Raw genomic sequence first — 15,892 nt, 5'->3', positions numbered from 1 at the left:
AATTCCTGAGTGCGCATGCACTCAGGGGTTCGTTTGTACCCGTACGATAAGTTTACGGCTATGACATTCAGATCAGGGCCTTTGCCAAAATCCTGAGCAATCTCCGCCATATTCGTACCTACTGCCCTTTCGCTCCTACACGGCTGCCGTGGTCTCTACGGCCCCAGGACCACGGAGCAAGCAGCCGTGGAAAGCCCTGCTGGGCCTGCAGCTGAGCCGCCAAGAGGGATGAAAGGGAACGCCCGAATGCACAAGTTCTTCGCCGGACACGCTGCCTTGCTGACACTCGCTGGACTGCTCGCTCTCGTCGCCTGCGGCGGCGGGGATACGTCGTCACAGCCAGTGACGGCGACCCCGTCGGAGGTGTCCTTCGGCGAGGTGGACGTGGCTGGCGACGCGGCGCAGACGGTCACGCTCACCAACACCTCCGCCGCTCCGCTCACGATCACCGACGTGACCCCCACCGGGAAGTGGGCCATCACCTCCGGTCGAGCGCTGCCGGTGACGCTCGCCCCGGGCGAGCAGACGAGCCTGTTCGTGGAGCTCGCCCCCGTGACGTCGGGTGACGTCGCCGGCGCGATCTCTGTGAGCAGCTCCGCCCAGACCGGCTCGACCACGCTCGTCCGGTTCAACGGAAGGGGCGTGAAGTACGCGAACCAGCTGGACGCGGCACCGGGTGCGCTCGTTTTCCCGGACGTGCCGGTCGGGGCGATCGCCCAGCAGGTCGTCACGGTGACCAACTCCTCGAGCCGCCCCGCCCAGGTCACGAGCATCTCGGTGCTCGGCCGGGACGTCACCGCCAGCGGGCTCACGCTGCCCGCCACCATCGCGGCGGGGGAGAGCGCCACCCTCACGGTCGCGTTCGCCCCGAGCATCGCGGGCGCGGTGGCTGGCAGCGTGTCCATCAACGGCACCCAGCCGCGTCCGCTCGCCGTCGTGGAGTTCAGCGGGAACGGGCTGTCCCCGGCCGTGTCGCTCGGCACGACGCCGACCGCCCTGGACTTCCGGGACGTGACGATCGGGAGCTACAGCGCGCAGAGCGTCACGCTCACGAACCCCTCCAGCGCGCCGGTGACCGTGTCCGAGGTCGCGACGACCGGGACGGGGTTCACGGCTTCCAGTGGAAGCCTGCCCACCACCCTCGCGCCCGGCGCCGCTGCGACGGTGACGGTGAGGTTCACGCCCACCGCCAGCGGGCCGTCGAGCGGCAGGCTCGTCGTGAAGAGCGCGACCCAGGCGGATCCGCTCGCCGCCGTCGACTTCGCGGGCACCGGCGTCCCCGCCGCGAGCATCACGAGCGTGACGGTACGTGATACCGCCGTGGCCGCGGGGCAGACGGTTCAGCTCGTCGCCGACGTGGTCGTGGTCGGGACCATCGATCGCTCGGTCCGGTGGGCCGTGGAGAGCGGCTCCCTCGGCACGGTGGACGCCCAGACCGGCGTCTACACCGCGCCCGCGACCGGCGGCACGTACCGGGTCTCGGCGACGAGCGTCGCCGACCCGACCCGGAAGGCCACCGGCTCCGTGACGGTGTCCGCGCCGGTGGTCGCCCCGACGCCCGCGCCGTCCGGCCCGACGACCCCCGCGGACCCGAGCCTGCGGACCGTGGCGCAGTGGGAGAGCCTGTTCCTGCAGAGCTGGGACAGCGAGAACGTGAACACGTACCTCCCGCTGAGCACCTCGGGGAACAGCTGGAAGTACTACAACCTCGCGTACGGCATCGACGGCCTGACCGCGATGTTCGAGGCGACGGGGAACACGAAGTACCTCGATCGCGCGCTCCTCTACATCCACAACGTCATCGCCAGCGCCGTCCCCTCCTCGTCCCTGCCGAACAGCCAGTTCAAGGACGGCTACCTGGGCTGGGGGGCGTGGGATCACCCATACGACACGAGCCTGGTCGGCGGCGAGTACCCGCTCACGGAGAGCTACTGCTTCAGGTACGTGACGAAGCTGCTCCGGGTCATGCGCAACAACCCGGCGGTCTACGCGGATCCCGGCTACCGGAAGACCTACGACGACGTCCTCGCGTTCACGAAGAAGAACATCTTCGAGAAGTGGGCGACCCGCGGTTCGGAGAACCTGTACCGCAGCAGGACCCACATGGCGTCCCACTGGGCGTTCATCGCGGCGGATCTCTGGGTGCTCAGCTCGGATCCCGCCGAGCGCGCGACGTACCGGACCGTGGTAGACAACGTCAACCTCCACCTGCCCAACTACTCCTCGTCGCTGCGGCAGCAGATGAAGCCCGCCGCCGGAGACCCGGGCGCGTACTTCTGGAGCGACGTCTGGGGCTCCAGCGCCGCCCCCGGGCAGGACGTCAGCCACGGCAACAACGTCATCGCCTACATCGTGGAGGCGCACGACCTCGGCATCGAGTGGACCGACGCCGACGTTCACGCGCTGTCGAAGACGCTCCTCGACCACATCTGGATCTCCACCTCGACCGGCTACCAGTACGGGCAGTACGTGGATGGCAGCGGCGCGGGGAACGGCTGGTTCAACGACGGCTTCTGCAAGCTCGGCCGCTACGACGTCGCCGTCCAGAAGCGGCTCGAGTCGCATCCGGTCGGGCAGGGCATGCAGCTCTACGGGAACGCGGCGCTGAACGCGAAGATCCTCAACGGTCGGTAGCGGCTCGCGGGTCGTCCTCGATCCGCGATGAGGGCCTCCAGCGGCTCCGGTCGCTGGAGGCCCTCGCGCGTTCAGGTCTGGGCGGCGCTCTCGTGCGGCCGGCGGCCGGCTCGCGGCGTGCCGACCAGCTCCTTCATCGACTCGAGATACCGCGCCGCGAGCGCCTGGCGAGCGGCGTTCGCCTCGACCCAGGCTCGCCCGTTGCGCCCCATCTCCGCGCACGCCACGGGATCGTCGGCGAGCCGCCGGATCGCCTCGGCGATCGCCCGCCCGTCCTCCGGGGGAACGAAGACCCCGGCGCGCGCGTCCGTGCACACCATCGCGCGCGCCACGCCGTCGATGGCGAGGAGCGTCGGGCGAGCACAGGCCATGTAGTCGAAGACCTTGTTCGGGTAGACGGTGCGGAAGGTCGGGTTGTCCTGCAGCACCGCGGCGCCGACGTCGCAGGCGTTGACGAACTCGGGCATGCGCGCCTTCGGCTGCTCTCCGCAGAAGACGATGTTCGTCAGGCCCTTCTCGCGAGCCGCGCGCTCGTGCCTGGCGCGCTCGGTGCCGTCTCCGACGGTCGCGATGAGGATGTCGGGGCGGTCCCGCAGCCGCTCCGCCGCGTCGACGAGCTGGCCGAGGGCGTTGGCCCTGCCGTGGGCGCCGGCGTACATGACGACGAAGCGATCGCCCCAGCCCTGCTCGCGGCGCACCGCGTTCTCCCGGGGGCCCGGCCAGAACTGGTCGAGATCGGCGCCGTTCGGGACGCAGATGATCTTCTCGGCCGGGGCGAGGCCGCGGCGCAGGAGATCGTCGCGGAAGGCGGGGGTGAGCACGTTGATGCGGTCCGCCACCCGGCACGACCAGCGCTCGAGACGGTAGAGGAGGCGCGTCAAGACGGCCTTCTCGCGGAGCACGCCCGTCGTGACCGCGCTCTCGGGCCAGAGATCGCGGATCTCGAAGATGAGCCGCGCGCCGCGCGCCCTGGCTGCGAGCCAGCCTGGCACCGCCACCACGATCGGCGGCGAGGTGGCGATGACCACGTCGGGGCTTCCGGCGCGGAGCGCCGCCGACGCGGCGGAGAACATGAAGGCGAAGAACCCCCACGCGCGCCCGAGATAGCCCTTGCCGTAGAGCTCCGGGACGTAGCAGCGCCAGACGTCGACCTTGCCGTCCCGCTCGCGGGTGTTCCAGCGCCCCTTGTACTGCTCGGGCACCTTGCCGGTGGAGTGCTGGATCGTCCCGGCCACGACCGTCACGTGGTGACCGGCCTCGGACCAGAGCCGCGAGAGCTCGTTGAAGCGCGACCCGCAGGCGCGCCCGGGCATGCCGTAGTACTGGTGGATGACGAGGATCCTCACGTTCCCCTCCCGTGCCTCACGCCGGCAGCCAGCCGGGGCGGCTCGCCCGGCCCGTCCGTCTCTCCGGCTCGTGTCCACGCGAGGCTCGCGATCACGCGGGCGATCCGTTCGCTCGCCTTCCCGTCCCAGAGGGCCGGGACGCGGCCCGGCCGGCTCCCTCCGTCGAGCGCGCGTGACGCCGCGGCGGCGATCGCCCCCGGGTCGGTGCCCACGAGCTCGTTCGTCCCCTCGGTGACGGTGATCGGGCGCTCGGTGTTCTCGCGGAGCGTGAGGCAGGGGATGCCCAGCGCCGTCGTCTCCTCCTGGAGACCGCCCGAGTCGGTGAGGACGAGCCTCGCCTGCGAGGTGAGCCCCAGGAAGTCGAGATAACCGAGAGGCTCGCAGAGGTGCAGTCCGCGCAGCGCCTCGACCCGCCCGCCGAGGCCGAACTCCTGGAGCCGGGCGCGCGTGCGCGGATGCACGGGGAACACGACGGGGAGCCGCCGCTGGACCTCCTCCAGGGCGTCGAAGATGCCCCGGAGCACCTCCGGATCGTCCACGTTCGAGGGCCGGTGGAGCGTCAGGACCGCGTAGTCGCCGGCCCGGACCCCCGCCCTCGAGAGCGCGCGCGTCTCGCGCGCCCTCGGCAGGTGCTCGAGCAACGAGTCGATCATCACGTTCCCGACGCGAAAGATCCGGGCCGGATCGACGCCCTCGTTCCGCAGGTTCTCGTCGCCGTCGGCCGAGGGCGTGAAGAGGACGTCGCAGAGGCGGTCGGTGACGATCCGGTTCACCTCCTCCGGCATCTCCAGGTCGAAGGACCGGAGCCCCGCCTCGACGTGCGCGCACGGGATGCGCAGCTTGGCGCAGTCGATCGCGCACGCCATCGTGGAGTTGACGTCGCCGGCGACCACGACGAGGTCGGGCCGCTCGTCCACGCACACGCGCTCGAACGCCACCATGACCCTCGCGGTCTGCTCCGCGTGCGAGCCCGAGCCCACTCCGAGGTGGAGGTCGGGCTCGGGGAGCCCCAGGTCGGAGAAGAACACGTCCGACATCGCCGCGTCGTAGTGCTGGCCGGTGTGGACGAGCCGCTGATCGGCGAACCCCGCGCCGGCGATCGCCCGCATCACGGGCGCGATCTTCATGAAGTTCGGCCGCGCCCCGACGACGTGCAGGATCTTTCTTCGTTCGCGCATGTCCTCATCTCTACGCCGCGTCCGATCACGGACCGGCTCGGGAGGCGAGCTCCGCCCGGAGTGATGGCGGCCCGGCGGCGACCGGGGCCGCCGCCGGCGGCTGGACGCTGGACAGCAGGAGGAACGCGAACAGCGCCCGGCTGTCGAACAGGTCGCCGCTGAACTGCGCCGCGACGAGCATGAAGGCGAACCCCGCGAGCGCGGAGCCGTCCGGCCGGCGCTCCCCCCGGAGGGAGGCGACGGCGCCCGCCCCGAACGTCAGCGAGAGCAGCGCCACGCCGAGGATCCCGGCCTCGCAGAACGCCTCCAGGAACAGGTTGTGGGGGTACACCCCGAGCCGCCGCCCGGAGAACGCGGCGAGCCCGTCGCCGAACACCGGCTCCTTGAGCGCGAGCTGGTAGGCGGAGCGGTAGAGCCGGGTCCGTCCGGACGTGTACTGCTCCTGCAGCAGCAGCTGATTGACGCGGCGCTCGTAGGTCTCGAGCGCCGCCGCGCCGATGGGCGAGTAGGTGGCGGTGATCGCGAACACCACAGCGGCGAGCACGAAGCCGGGCACGAGGCGCCTCGCGTTCCGCAGCTCCGACACGAGGAACACGCCGACCCCGAGGACGAGCGCGATGAGCCCCCCGCGTGAGCCGCTCAGCATCACGAGCACGAGCGAGATCGCGGCGATCGGCATGAACAGCCAGGAGCGGCCGTGGCGCCTCCAGAAGAACAGCGCCGCCAGCGCGAGGTAGCCCATGAGCCGCGCGAAGGAGTTCGGCCCGCCGCCCATCACGGACAGGCGCTCCCCGACCGCGCCAGAGGTGACGAGACGCACCAGCGCGACCGTCGCCAGGAGCCCGGCCACCGCCAGCACGCCCGCCCACATCCAGCGCAGCACCCGCCCCGAGTCGTCGCTCCAGAGCGCCCGGGCGAGGCCGAAGGTGGCCGCCGCGACGAGCACGACCTCGTACAGCTTGACGGCGGCGAGCACGGGGTCCGGAGCCCACGCGGCCGTGGCCACCCAGTACGTGAAGAACACGAAGAGGGCCGGGACGGTCAGCCCTCCGCGGCCGCGCGCCCCCGCCGACGGCTGGGCCTTCGCCATGAGCGACACGCACACGAGCAGCAGCACCACCCAGAAGCGAACCTCGGTGTAGAACGGGTGCTCCGTGGCGGCGTCGCCGAGGCGGGAGAGCGTCCAGCGACCGACGAGCAGGTACACCGCGGTGAGCACGCCGCACGCGGCGGCAGCGAGCCTCGAGGTGCCAGGCGTGCCCGTCATGCCGCCGACCGGAGGTCCCGCAGCGCGACGCGGGTCGCCCAGGCGTTCCCCGCCACCTGGACGGCCGCCCCGCAGCACATCGCGACCGCCGCGCCCATGTTGCCGTGGCGCGGCACCAGCACGGCGCAGGCGAGCGCCGACACGATCGCGCTGGCGGCCAGGATGAGCGGCTGGATCCGGAGCGCGCGCAGCGCGGTCATGGCGTACTGGAGCAGCACGGCCGCGTAGCCCATGACGGCGGCGAGGATGAGGACGAGCAGCACGTACGCCTGCGTGGCGTACTCCGGGCGGTAGAGCGCCGCGAGCAGGGGCCGGCCCAGGAGCGCGACGACCGCGAGCGCGACGGCGCCGACGCCCGAGACGAGCCCGATCATCCGCAGGAGGAGGCGACGGAAGCGCCGCCCCTCGCCGCTCGCGTGGTACGACGCCAGCCGGGGGCTCGCGGACTCGCCGAGGGCCGTCATGAAGCGCGCCCCGATGATCATGAGGTACCCGGCCGCCGCGAAGAAGCCGAGCTCTCGCGCCCCGAGCAGCCGCTCGACGAAGAGGCGCGGGATGTTCGTCAGGAGCGACGACAGGAGCGCGGCGAACCCGAGCGGCAGCGCCATCCGGGAGAGCGTGCGCAACGCCGGCCACCGCCAGCGGGCGCGCAGCGGGCCGCCGTGCACGGCCCTCGCGAGCCGGTTGGCCTGGGGGATGTCGTAGAGCACCAGGACGGCGATCCAGGCGCCGGCCACGCCGACCACGGCCCACGTCAGGGACCGTCCGAAGCGGAGGCCGGCCGCGAGCCCGGCGAGCGACGACAGCCCCTTCACCATGTGGGAGCGGGAGATGAGGCTCATCCGCTCGTGGCGCTGCATGAACCCGAAGTACACGTCGCTCAGGGACTCCGCGCTCTTGGCCGCGGCGACGGTCACGATCGCGATCCCGGTGGCGCCGGGGTACACGACCACCGCCAGCGTCACGAGCAGCGCGACCGCCAGGGACAGCGAGAGCAGGCGGAGGGCGAGGTAGTCGCCGAAGCCGTAGGCCTCGCGCGCGTCGGTCGCCTGCACGCCGCGCAGGTTCAGGTTTGCGGCCATGATCACGGGGGCGGTCACCGCGAAGGCCAGCGCGAACTGGCCGACCATCTCGGGCGTCCCGAGCTTCGCGATCACGATCAGCATCGCCCACTGGCAGCCGCCGTAGACGCCGTTGCCGGCGAGGGTCCACAGCACGTTTCGCCTGAGGCTCATGCGGGCCCGGGGCACCGCCACGGCGGGCGCGGCCTGCTCCGGGGGGAGGGCGACGACGTGCGGTGCCGGCCGCCCGGACTCCGGCGCGTCCCGGCGCTCGACCGAGCGAGTGCCCGAGGTCATGCGCGTGTCCCCGGGGCTCGGGTCACGCTCGGTGCATGGGGAGCGCGCCCGCCGGGGGGCGTGCTGCACGGCGTGCCGGAGACGAGCCGGGCGTGGATGGAGACGGGCGGCATGGGTCCTCGCGGCTGGCCCGACCTCGACGAGACCGCACCGCCGACGATCTGGGCGCGGCAGGCGAACGGCAATGAGCGCGAATGGGGCGGCGAGGAGGCGAGCTCGAGCGGGGCGACCGCTTCGGGCGGATCGCGCGCGGAAGCCCGGCCGCCGCGGAGCGCCGCGCGGGCCGCGGTCCGCGGTCCGGTCCCATGATGGCTCGTGTAAGGGGAGGGCTCCGGCAATACCGTCAAGTGCCGCGCAAGGGAACGCCGGGTGGAACAGGGCTCGCGCCCTCGCCTCCAGCGGCCGGTTCACCCCGGCAGGGAGCCCGTCCTGAACGTGAGCAGGGGCATCGCGCTGAAGGTGAAGCGGGCGCTCGACGTCTGCGGAGCCGGGGTGGGGCTCGTGCTCGCCTCGCCGGTCCTCGCGGTCGCCGGAGCCGCGATCCTCGTCACGCAGGGGCGCCCCATCCTGTTCCGTCAGGCTCGGCCGGGGCTCGGCGGCGCGCCCTTCACGATCTACAAGCTCAGGACGATGCGCCCTCCGCGCGCGGACGAGGTCTGGTACCAGACGGACGCGCAGCGGGTGACTCGCCTCGGACGCTTCCTGCGCGCCACCAGCCTGGACGAGCTCCCCGAGCTCTGGAACGTCCTCCGAGGCGAGATGAGCCTCGTGGGGCCCAGGCCCCTGCTCGTCGAGTACCTGGACCAGTACACGCCGGACGAGCGGCGCCGGCACGACGTGCGCCCGGGGGTCACGGGGTGGGCGGCCGTCAACGGCCGCCATGCGCTCAAGTTCAAGGAGCGGCTCGCGCTCGACGTCTGGTACGTCGACCACTGGAGCCTCCGGCTCGACCTCCGGATCCTCGCGCTGACGGTGTATCAGGTGCTGCGCCGCTCGGACGTCCACGAGACGCAGGACATCGCCGAGATCGGGTTCCCGCTCCCAGGAGCGGTCCGCACGAGCGGCGCTCCCGCGGGCGGCGAGCCCGCCGCCGCGCGCGCGCAGCCCGGGATGCAGGCGGGCGGGCGCAGCGCCCCGGGCGCGGAAGGTGGCCGCGGGTGAGGTTCCGGGTCCTCGACGCAGCAGACGCGGGCGACGTCGCCACCTGGCTCGCGATCTGGAGCGCCTGGCCGGCCAAGGAGGTCGTGACTCGCCCCGAATACGCGCAGCTGTTCGCGCGGCCCGGGGATCGCGCCGTGTGCGTGGTGGGGGAGGACGAGGGTGGCGCCATCCTGTTCCCGCTCATCCTCCGGCCGCTCGCCCTCGAGCCCTGGGCGCGCCGGGGCGAGCTGCGCCGGGACGCGATCACGCCCTATGGCTACGGGGGTCCCTTCGTGTGCGGCGGCGGAGTGCGGGATCAGGCCGCGTTCTGGGCCGCGTACGGGGAGTGGTGCCGCGACGAGCGGATCGTCACGACCTTCGCCCGCCTGTCGCTGTTCGCGGAGCAGCTCGCCCCCATGCCGGGTCGGGTCGAGGTGAGATCGCAGAACGTGGTCGTGACCCTCGACGGCGGCGGCGAGGGCCTGTGGCGCAACTACGAGTCGAAGGTGCGCAAGTGGGTGCGGCTCGCGGAGGCCGCCGGCGTGACGGTCGAGGTCGATCGCGACGGCAGCGGGCTCGACGCGTTCTTCGAGGTGTACACGCACACCATGCAGCGGCGGTGCGCGGACGAGTTCTACTTCTTCCCTCGGTCGTTCTTCGAGTCGATCGTGACGCGGCTCGGCGGCCGCTTCGTCTTCTTCCACGCGCGCGCGGGGGGGAAGGTGGTCTCCTCGGACCTCGTGCTCTGCGCGGACGAGCACGTGTACTACTTCCTCGGCGGGACGCTCGAGGAGGCGTTCGCGCTGGGACCGAGCTACCTCGTCAAGCACCGGATCGCCGAGTGGTCGATGGGCGAGGGGAAGCGCCGGTACGTGCTCGGCGGCGGGCACGAGCCGGACGACGGGCTGTACCGGTACAAGCGGGCCTTCGATCGGCGCGGAGCGGTGCCTTTTCGCGTCGCCGCGCTCGTCCACGACGAGGTCGCCTGCCGCGAGCTCGCCGACGCTCGCGCGGCGCACGCCTCACGCGAGGGGAAACCCTGGCGCCCGAGGACCGGCTTCTTCCCTGCGTACCGTGCCTGACGCGCACGGAGAGGCGAAGAGGGATCGCGCCCACCGGCACGACTTCCGGGCGCTGGCGAGGTGGAAGGTGGTCGACATGCCAGCTTCGTCGTCGCTCGACAGAGTCCGCCTGGTCGTGTCCAGCCTGGGGTTCACCGTCCCGCTGGTGTACCTGCTGAAGCGCGTCGCCTATCAGGATCACTTCTATCATCTGAGAGCGCCGATGGGACGCCTTCGCTTCCCTCGTCTGCGCTCCGACATTCGCTGCGAGCTGGCGACCGAGGCGGACCTCGACGAGATCGTGAGAGGTCTCGGAGCGCTCGACCTGGCCTCCCGCAAGGAGGTCGTCGCCCGCGTCCTCTTCCATCGGGCCGGGTTCTCCAGCTGCTACATCGGGCGGAGCCCGCAGAACGAGCTCGTCTCGATGCAGTGGTTGCTCCGCCCGCAGGACAACGCGCTGCTGGAGCGGCAGCGCCGGCGCCTCTACTACCCGCTGCGGAGCGACGAGGCCATGGTCGAGAACATCTTCATCTTCCCCCGGTTCAGGGGACTGTCGGTGTTCCCCACCGTGAACCACTTCGTGCTCGACCTCGCGAAGCGCGAGGGGTTCCGCGCCTGCAACGCCTACATCCGCAAGGACAACATCCCGTCGCTCAACGCGTTCATGGGGCTGGGCTTCCAGATCCAGAAGCTGCTCACGGGCTACAACCTGGCGGGGCTCTCGTGGAGGAACCTGTGAGCGTGCCGGCTGTTCGAACGGTGGCTGCGCCCCCGCCCCTGCCCGCCGGGTCCCGTGCGCCGCCGCGAGCGGCTTCGCCGCTTCCGCGGCGTCCCTCACGCCGCTGAGACGTCCCCGCTCGTGAACGACGTCGGGCCGTTCGCCTGCCGCTTCCGCGCGACGAAGGAGGCGATCCGCTCGATGGACTCGAGGTTGTCGGGCGTCGTCTCGTCGTCGCGGACGCGGATGCCGAACTCCTCCTCGACGAAGGCGATGATCTCGAGCACCCCGGTGGAGTCCACCAATCCGCTCGTGACCAGGAGGGCGTCGTCGGCGAGCTCCGCCGGATCGCTCACGTAGAAGTTCTCGAGGATGAACGCCCTGATGCGTTGCTGGACCGTCACCTCACACCCCCGCTGCGATGCCCGATCCGGGCCGGCCGCACGCTCCGGACAACCTGTCGACGAACGTCCGGAACTCCACCCCCGGCGCCCGCGAAGGCACCTGCCGGATGAGTTGCTCATGGAGCAGCGCCGTCGAAAGCACGCCGACGAGGGCCATGTTGTCGAAATTGGAGAGCTGCCCGCCGGCCGCCGACGCCTGGCACTTGCGCCACAGGCGCGCGACCGCGCCGCGATCGAAGACGCCGGCGTCCCCGACTGCCCGCTCGCTCGTCAGGTCCTCGATCCAGCCCGGAGCGCCGGGGCCCACGAAGGCCTGCGCGTCGGGAGCGCGATAGGGCTGCTTGGATCGCTCGACGACTCCGTCCGGGACGAGGCCTCGCGCGACCCGCTTCAGGACGTGCTTCTCGTCGAGGCCGCGCAGCTTGAACGCGTCGGGCAGCCCGTTCGCCAGCTCCACCACGTGGGCGTCGAGGAACGGGAACCGGCCCTCGATCGAGTGGGCCATGAGCATCCGGTCGCCCTGCGACGAGAGCAGGTAGCCGGAGAGGAGGGTCCGCGCCTCCAGATACTGATCCTGGGCCAGGGAAGACCAGCCGGGGAACTCGGCGGGAACCGAGGCGAGCAGCCGCTCCACGACGTCCACGCGCCGCAGCCGATCTCGCAGCTCGGCGCTGAAGAGCCGCTGCAGGGCCGCCGCGCTCTGCCAGCGCGGCTGGTGCGCGAAGCCGGGTGTGTCCCACTGGGCTCGCCCGCGCCCGAAGAACTCGCGGGCGAGGGTTCGCTGCGAGACCGGTGAACGGACCAGGTAGGGGTAGAGCCGCTCGAGCAGGCGCGGGCGCAGCGCCGACTCGGGCTGGCGACCCCAGAAGCGCCGGATCTTTCCCTCCCGGAAGAGGTCGTACCCGGCGAACATCTCATCGGCGCCCTCGCCGGTCAGGACCACCTTGATGCCCGCCTCTCGCACCTGCCGCGAGAGCAGGAAGAGCGGCGCCGGACCGGTGCGGAGCAGCGGACGCTCCGCGTGCGCGACCACCGCGGGGAACGCCGCGCGGATGTCCTCGCGGCTGACGACGAGCTCGTGGTGCTCGCTCTCGAGGCGCTCCGCGACGGCGCGCTGGTAGGGCGTCTCGTCGAACTCGAGATCCTCGAACCGCACCGAGAACGTGCAGAACCTCCCGCCGCTCACGCGGCGTCCCAGCGCGGCCACGAGCGAGCTGTCGAGGCCGCCGGAGAGGTAGCTCCCCACCGGCACGTCGGCGCGCAGCATGCGCAGGCGCACGGCGTCCTCGAGCGCCGCGCGGACGCGCTCCGCGGCCTCGCCCGGCGAGCTCGCCGGCGCGGCCCCCTCGGCGTAGCGGGGCGTCCAGAACGCCCGGTCCACCGTGCCCCGCCGCGAGATCCTGCGCACGTGACCCGGCTCGAGCTCCGTGACCCCCTGGAACACGGACTGGGGGGGCACCACGGTCCAGAAGGTGAACGTCTCGGCGAGGCCCACGGGGTCGAACGCGCGCGTGAGCGCGGGAGCGCCGGCGAAGATCGCCTTCACCTCGCTCGCGAACCACAGCCGGCCGCCGTGCTCGCACAGGTACAGCGGGCGGACCCCGAGCCGGTCGCGGGCGAGGATCAGCGTCTCCTCCGCCGAGTCCCAGAGCGCGATGGCGAACTGTCCGTTGAAGCGCTCGAAGGCCTGCTCGGCCCACGACTCGTACGCGTGGACGATGACCTCCGTGTCGCTCCGGGTCCGGAAGCGGTGCCCCAGCGCCTCGAGCTCCGCGCGCAGCTCGACGTAGTTGAAGATCTCTCCGTTGAACGTCACCCACAGCGATCCGTCCTCGTTGCAGAGCGGCTGCTGCCCGGTGAGGAGATCGATGACCGAGAGCCGCGCGTGGCCCAGGCCCGCGTGCGCGTCCCGATACAGGCCGAACTCGTCCGGCCCGCGATGGCGCAGGGCGGAGACCATGGCCGTGAGCTCGTCGAGCGACTGCGGAGGCAGGCCTTCGCGCAGCGCCACGAAGCCGGCGATCCCGCACATCCCTACGGCCCCCGGCGGTCGTCCGCGAGCAGCGGAGCCTGGTGCAGGTACCGGCTCGCCCGGCGCTTCGCCTCGATGTCGCGATAGACCCGCTCCACCTGCTCGGCGGTGAGCCCGGTGACGGCGCCGACCTCCGCGGGCGCCGTGCCGTGGTCGTGCGCCCAGAGGCACAGATCCATGTCGGCGTAAGGCAACGCGAAGTAGAACTCCTCCTGGGTCTGGGCGAGGGAGAAGGTGTCCGTGGTGGGCGGTCGGCTGCGGACCTCCGCCGGCACCCCGAGGTGCTCGGCGAGCGCGTAGACCTGGGTCTTGTACAGGTGCGCGATGGGCTTCAGGTCGGCGGCGCCGTCCCCCTGCTTCACGAAGAAGCCCTGGTCGTACTCCAGGCGATTCGGGGTGCCCACCACCGCGAAGTTCAGGCGATCCGCGTGGTAGTACTCCACCATCGCGCGCACCCGCTGCTTGAAGTTCGTGGCGGCCACGAGCTGCAGGTAGGCGGCGGGCGGCATCCGCGAGCTCCGCTGCATCCCGCGCGGGTCCGCGACCGTCAGCGTCGTGACGTTGAGGCGATCGCCCTCGAGCAGGGAAGGCAGCGTGAGCTTGCACTGCCATCCGGGCCCGTACTCGGGGTAGACGGCCCGGATCGCCTCGAGCTGCCGCTCGTAGCAGCCGAGCGCCTCCAGGGCGGGGCCGACGTCCTCGACGACGTGGCGGATCCCCAGGCGGTCCGCCACCATCGCGCCGAGCCTGAGGGCGTCGCCCGAGGAGTCGCGCTCCGGCATCAGCAGCCCGACCACGCGATCCGGGCCGAGGGCGCGCGTGCACAGCGTCGCCACCACGGAGCTGTCGACCCCGCCCGACAGGCCCACGACGGCGCCCCGCCGGCGCAGCGACCCGAGGACCTGCTCCCGCAGGGTCGTCTGGATCTGCTCGGCGACACCGGCAGGGTCGATCCGCAGCACGTCTCGCGAGAACATCGTGCGGTCGAGAATAATCACGACGGGTTCGGCGACATGTCCCGGGCATCGGGGGAATGCGATCGCAATCCTGGGGCGCGCGGCGCGATGTCCCCGAGCGCCTCGGGCGAGCACGGGACTCCTCGCGAGGCGTGCACGCGAGCCGTTCCGGTGCACACGTTGGGACGCGTACGTACGCGGCGCGCGACGCGCTCGCGTCCGCGACGGAGGCCCGGTGGAATCCTCGCTCCTGCACGAGTGGCTCTTCTCGCACGCCGAGCGCCAGCCCGACGCGCCGGCGATCGCCACCCCCGCGGTGCGCCTCACCTACGGCGACCTCGCTGCGCGCGTGCGGGCCCTCGCGGGTCACCTCGCGGCGAACGGCGTCGGGCCGCACGATCGGGTCGTCCTCGCGCTGCCCAACACCCCCGCCACGGTCGTCGCGGGGCTCGCGGTGAACATGCTCGGAGGGACGTGCGTCGAGGTGAACCGGGAGTTCGGCGCCGAGGTGCTCTCGGGCGTAGTGGCGCAGAGCCGTGCCCGGCACGCGGTCGTCTGGGGCCGCGACGCGCGCCTCTGGGGGCAGGTGCTCGCGCAGGGACGGCTCGAGCACCTCTGGGTGCTGCAGGGCGACGCGACCCGAACGGTTCCGGACGGGCTGCGCGGCGCGCCGGTGTCCCTCGTCCTCGAGGACGGCAGCGTCGAGCCCGCGCCGCCGCCGCCGCGGGCCGAGCCGCGCGCCGACTGGCCCGCGCTCATCCTCTACACCTCGGGCAGCACGGGGAGGCCACGCGGGGTCGTGCAGACGTTCCGGAACGTCGACGCGAACACCCGCTCGATCGTGCAGTACCTCCGGCTGTGCGCCGACGATCGCGCGCTGCTCGTCCTGCCGCTCTACTACTGCTACGGCCGCAGCGTGCTGCAGACGCACCTGTTCGCGGGCGGCTCGGTGTTCCTCGACAATCGCTTCGCCTTCCCGCGCGTGGTCCTGGAGTCCCTCGCGTCGGAGGGGTGCACGGGGTTCGCCGGCGTCCCGCTCACGTTCGAGATCGTCCGCAGGCAGGTGGACGTCTCGTCCATGGCGTTCCCGCGGCTGCGCTACCTCACGCAGGCCGGGGGCGCCATGGCGCCCGACACGATCGCCTGGGTGCGCGAGGCCTTTCGACCCGCGGAGCTGTTCGTCATGTACGGCCAGACGGAGGCGACGGCGCGGCTCGCCTACCTCCCGCCCGACCGCGCGGAGGAGAAGAAGGGCTCCATCGGCGTCCCCATCCCCGGCGTCGAGCTCCGCGTCGTGGACGACGCGGGCCGCGAGCTGCCGCCTGGAGCGGTGGGCCACCTCGTGGCGCGCGGCGACAACGTGACCCAGGGCTACCTCGACGAGCCCGCCGAGACCGCGGCCATCCTCCGCGACGGGTGGCTCTGGACGGGTGACCTCGCGCTGCGCGACGCCGACGGCTTCCTCTTCCACCAGGGGCGCTCGAAGGAGATCCTCAAGATCGGCGGTCACCGGGTGAGCCCCGTGGAGATCGAGCACGTCATCGCGACCCACCCCGCGGTCGCGGAGGCGGCCGTCATCGGCGTGAAGCAGGACCTGATGGGCGAGGTCGCCGCTGCGTTCGTCGTCGGTCGCCCCGGCAACACGCCCAGCGAGGCGGACCTGCGCCGGCACTGCCGCGAGCAGCTGCCGCCTTACAAGGTCCCCGCCACGTTCACGTGGGTGGAGGCGTTGCCTCGGAACGAGGCGGGCAAGCTCCTGCGGACGGAGCTCGCCGCGCGCCACGCCGCGGGCTGAGGG

General features: G+C 72.0%; 12 protein-coding genes. 5 read left to right on the top strand and 7 right to left on the bottom strand.

Annotation, left to right across the window (positions count from 1 at the left end; translation table 11 throughout):
* Positions 1–342: 342 nt before the first annotated feature.
* Positions 343–2,634 (top strand): choice-of-anchor D domain-containing protein, encoded by a 2,292-nt coding sequence (locus MLV88_RS10220; protein WP_242353774.1) that lies wholly within the window; start codon positions 343–345, stop codon positions 2,632–2,634.
* 71 nt (positions 2,635–2,705) lie between these two features.
* On the opposite strand, the gene MLV88_RS10215 is transcribed toward MLV88_RS10220, so the two are convergent.
* The 4 genes from MLV88_RS10215 to MLV88_RS10200 are packed head-to-tail and all read right to left on the bottom strand — an operon-like array spanning position 2,706 to position 7,783.
* Positions 2,706–3,980, bottom strand: coding sequence for a glycosyltransferase family 4 protein (locus MLV88_RS10215; protein ID WP_243337383.1), 1,275 nt, complete (start codon positions 3,978–3,980; stop codon positions 2,706–2,708).
* Positions 3,977–5,158, bottom strand: coding sequence for a non-hydrolyzing UDP-N-acetylglucosamine 2-epimerase (gene wecB, locus MLV88_RS10210; RefSeq protein WP_242335966.1), 1,182 nt, complete (start codon positions 5,156–5,158; stop codon positions 3,977–3,979). The genes MLV88_RS10215 and wecB overlap by 4 nt, the downstream gene beginning before the upstream one ends.
* Positions 5,159–5,183: 25 nt before the next feature.
* Entirely contained in the window at positions 5,184–6,425 is a 1,242-nt protein-coding gene (locus tag MLV88_RS10205; RefSeq protein ID WP_242353772.1) for an O-antigen ligase family protein, read from the bottom strand.
* Entirely contained in the window at positions 6,422–7,783 is a 1,362-nt protein-coding gene (locus MLV88_RS10200) for a lipopolysaccharide biosynthesis protein (RefSeq protein ID WP_243337382.1), read from the bottom strand. The genes MLV88_RS10205 and MLV88_RS10200 overlap by 4 nt, the downstream gene beginning before the upstream one ends.
* Before the next feature lie 435 nt (positions 7,784–8,218).
* On the opposite strand from MLV88_RS10200, the gene MLV88_RS10195 reads away from it, so the two are divergent.
* From MLV88_RS10195 to MLV88_RS10185, 3 genes are all read left to right on the top strand, one after another.
* On the top strand, positions 8,219–8,944 hold the full coding sequence (locus MLV88_RS10195) for a sugar transferase (protein ID WP_308197551.1): 726 nt from the start codon (positions 8,219–8,221) through the stop codon (positions 8,942–8,944).
* Positions 8,941–10,005: a lipid II:glycine glycyltransferase FemX gene (locus MLV88_RS24575; protein WP_243337381.1), complete on the top strand. Its 1,065-nt coding sequence runs from the start codon at positions 8,941–8,943 to the stop codon at positions 10,003–10,005. The genes MLV88_RS10195 and MLV88_RS24575 overlap by 4 nt, the downstream gene beginning before the upstream one ends.
* Before the next feature lie 76 nt (positions 10,006–10,081).
* Positions 10,082–10,723, top strand: a complete 642-nt coding sequence (locus MLV88_RS10185) for a hypothetical protein (protein WP_243337380.1) — start codon at positions 10,082–10,084, stop codon at positions 10,721–10,723.
* A 95-nt stretch (positions 10,724–10,818) separates the two neighbouring features.
* On the opposite strand, the gene MLV88_RS10180 is transcribed toward MLV88_RS10185, so the two are convergent.
* From MLV88_RS10180 to nadE, 3 genes are read right to left on the bottom strand one after another with little or no spacing between them, the layout of a single operon-like run.
* Positions 10,819–11,106, bottom strand: a complete 288-nt coding sequence (locus MLV88_RS10180) for an acyl carrier protein (RefSeq protein ID WP_242335952.1) — start codon at positions 11,104–11,106, stop codon at positions 10,819–10,821.
* 1 nt (position 11,107) lies between these two features.
* Positions 11,108–13,138, bottom strand: a complete 2,031-nt coding sequence (gene asnB / locus MLV88_RS10175) for an asparagine synthase (glutamine-hydrolyzing) (RefSeq protein ID WP_243337379.1) — start codon at positions 13,136–13,138, stop codon at positions 11,108–11,110.
* Between the two features lie 2 nt (positions 13,139–13,140).
* Positions 13,141–14,115 carry an NAD(+) synthase gene (gene nadE, locus MLV88_RS10170; protein WP_242335946.1) on the bottom strand — a complete coding sequence of 325 codons (975 nt, stop codon included), beginning with the start codon at positions 14,113–14,115 and terminating at the stop codon, positions 13,141–13,143.
* A 214-nt stretch (positions 14,116–14,329) separates the two neighbouring features.
* On the opposite strand from nadE, the gene MLV88_RS10165 reads away from it, so the two are divergent.
* Complete coding sequence (locus MLV88_RS10165) at positions 14,330–15,889, top strand: class I adenylate-forming enzyme family protein (RefSeq protein ID WP_242353744.1); 1,560 nt, start codon at positions 14,330–14,332, stop codon at positions 15,887–15,889.
* Positions 15,890–15,892: the final 3 nt, after the last annotated feature.

Origin of the sequence: Anaeromyxobacter soli (assembly GCF_022808855.1) — a bacterium.
GTDB lineage: Bacteria > Myxococcota > Myxococcia > Myxococcales > Anaeromyxobacteraceae > Anaeromyxobacter > Anaeromyxobacter soli.
The sequence above is the reverse complement of the archived record's forward strand: the minus strand, read 5'-3'. Positions and strand labels throughout refer to the sequence as shown.

Coding starts and splice junctions, on each gene's coding strand:
- nadE (WP_242335946.1), bottom strand. CDS start 14,115: ATGTTCTCGCGAGACGTGCTGCGGATCGACCCTGCCGGTGTCGCCGAG.
- MLV88_RS10185 (WP_243337380.1), top strand. CDS start 10,082: ATGCCAGCTTCGTCGTCGCTCGACAGAGTCCGCCTGGTCGTGTCCAGC.
- MLV88_RS10200 (WP_243337382.1), bottom strand. CDS start 7,783: ATGACCTCGGGCACTCGCTCGGTCGAGCGCCGGGACGCGCCGGAGTCC.
- asnB (WP_243337379.1), bottom strand. CDS start 13,138: ATGTGCGGGATCGCCGGCTTCGTGGCGCTGCGCGAAGGCCTGCCTCCG.
- MLV88_RS10205 (WP_242353772.1), bottom strand. CDS start 6,425: ATGACGGGCACGCCTGGCACCTCGAGGCTCGCTGCCGCCGCGTGCGGC.
- wecB (WP_242335966.1), bottom strand. CDS start 5,158: ATGCGCGAACGAAGAAAGATCCTGCACGTCGTCGGGGCGCGGCCGAAC.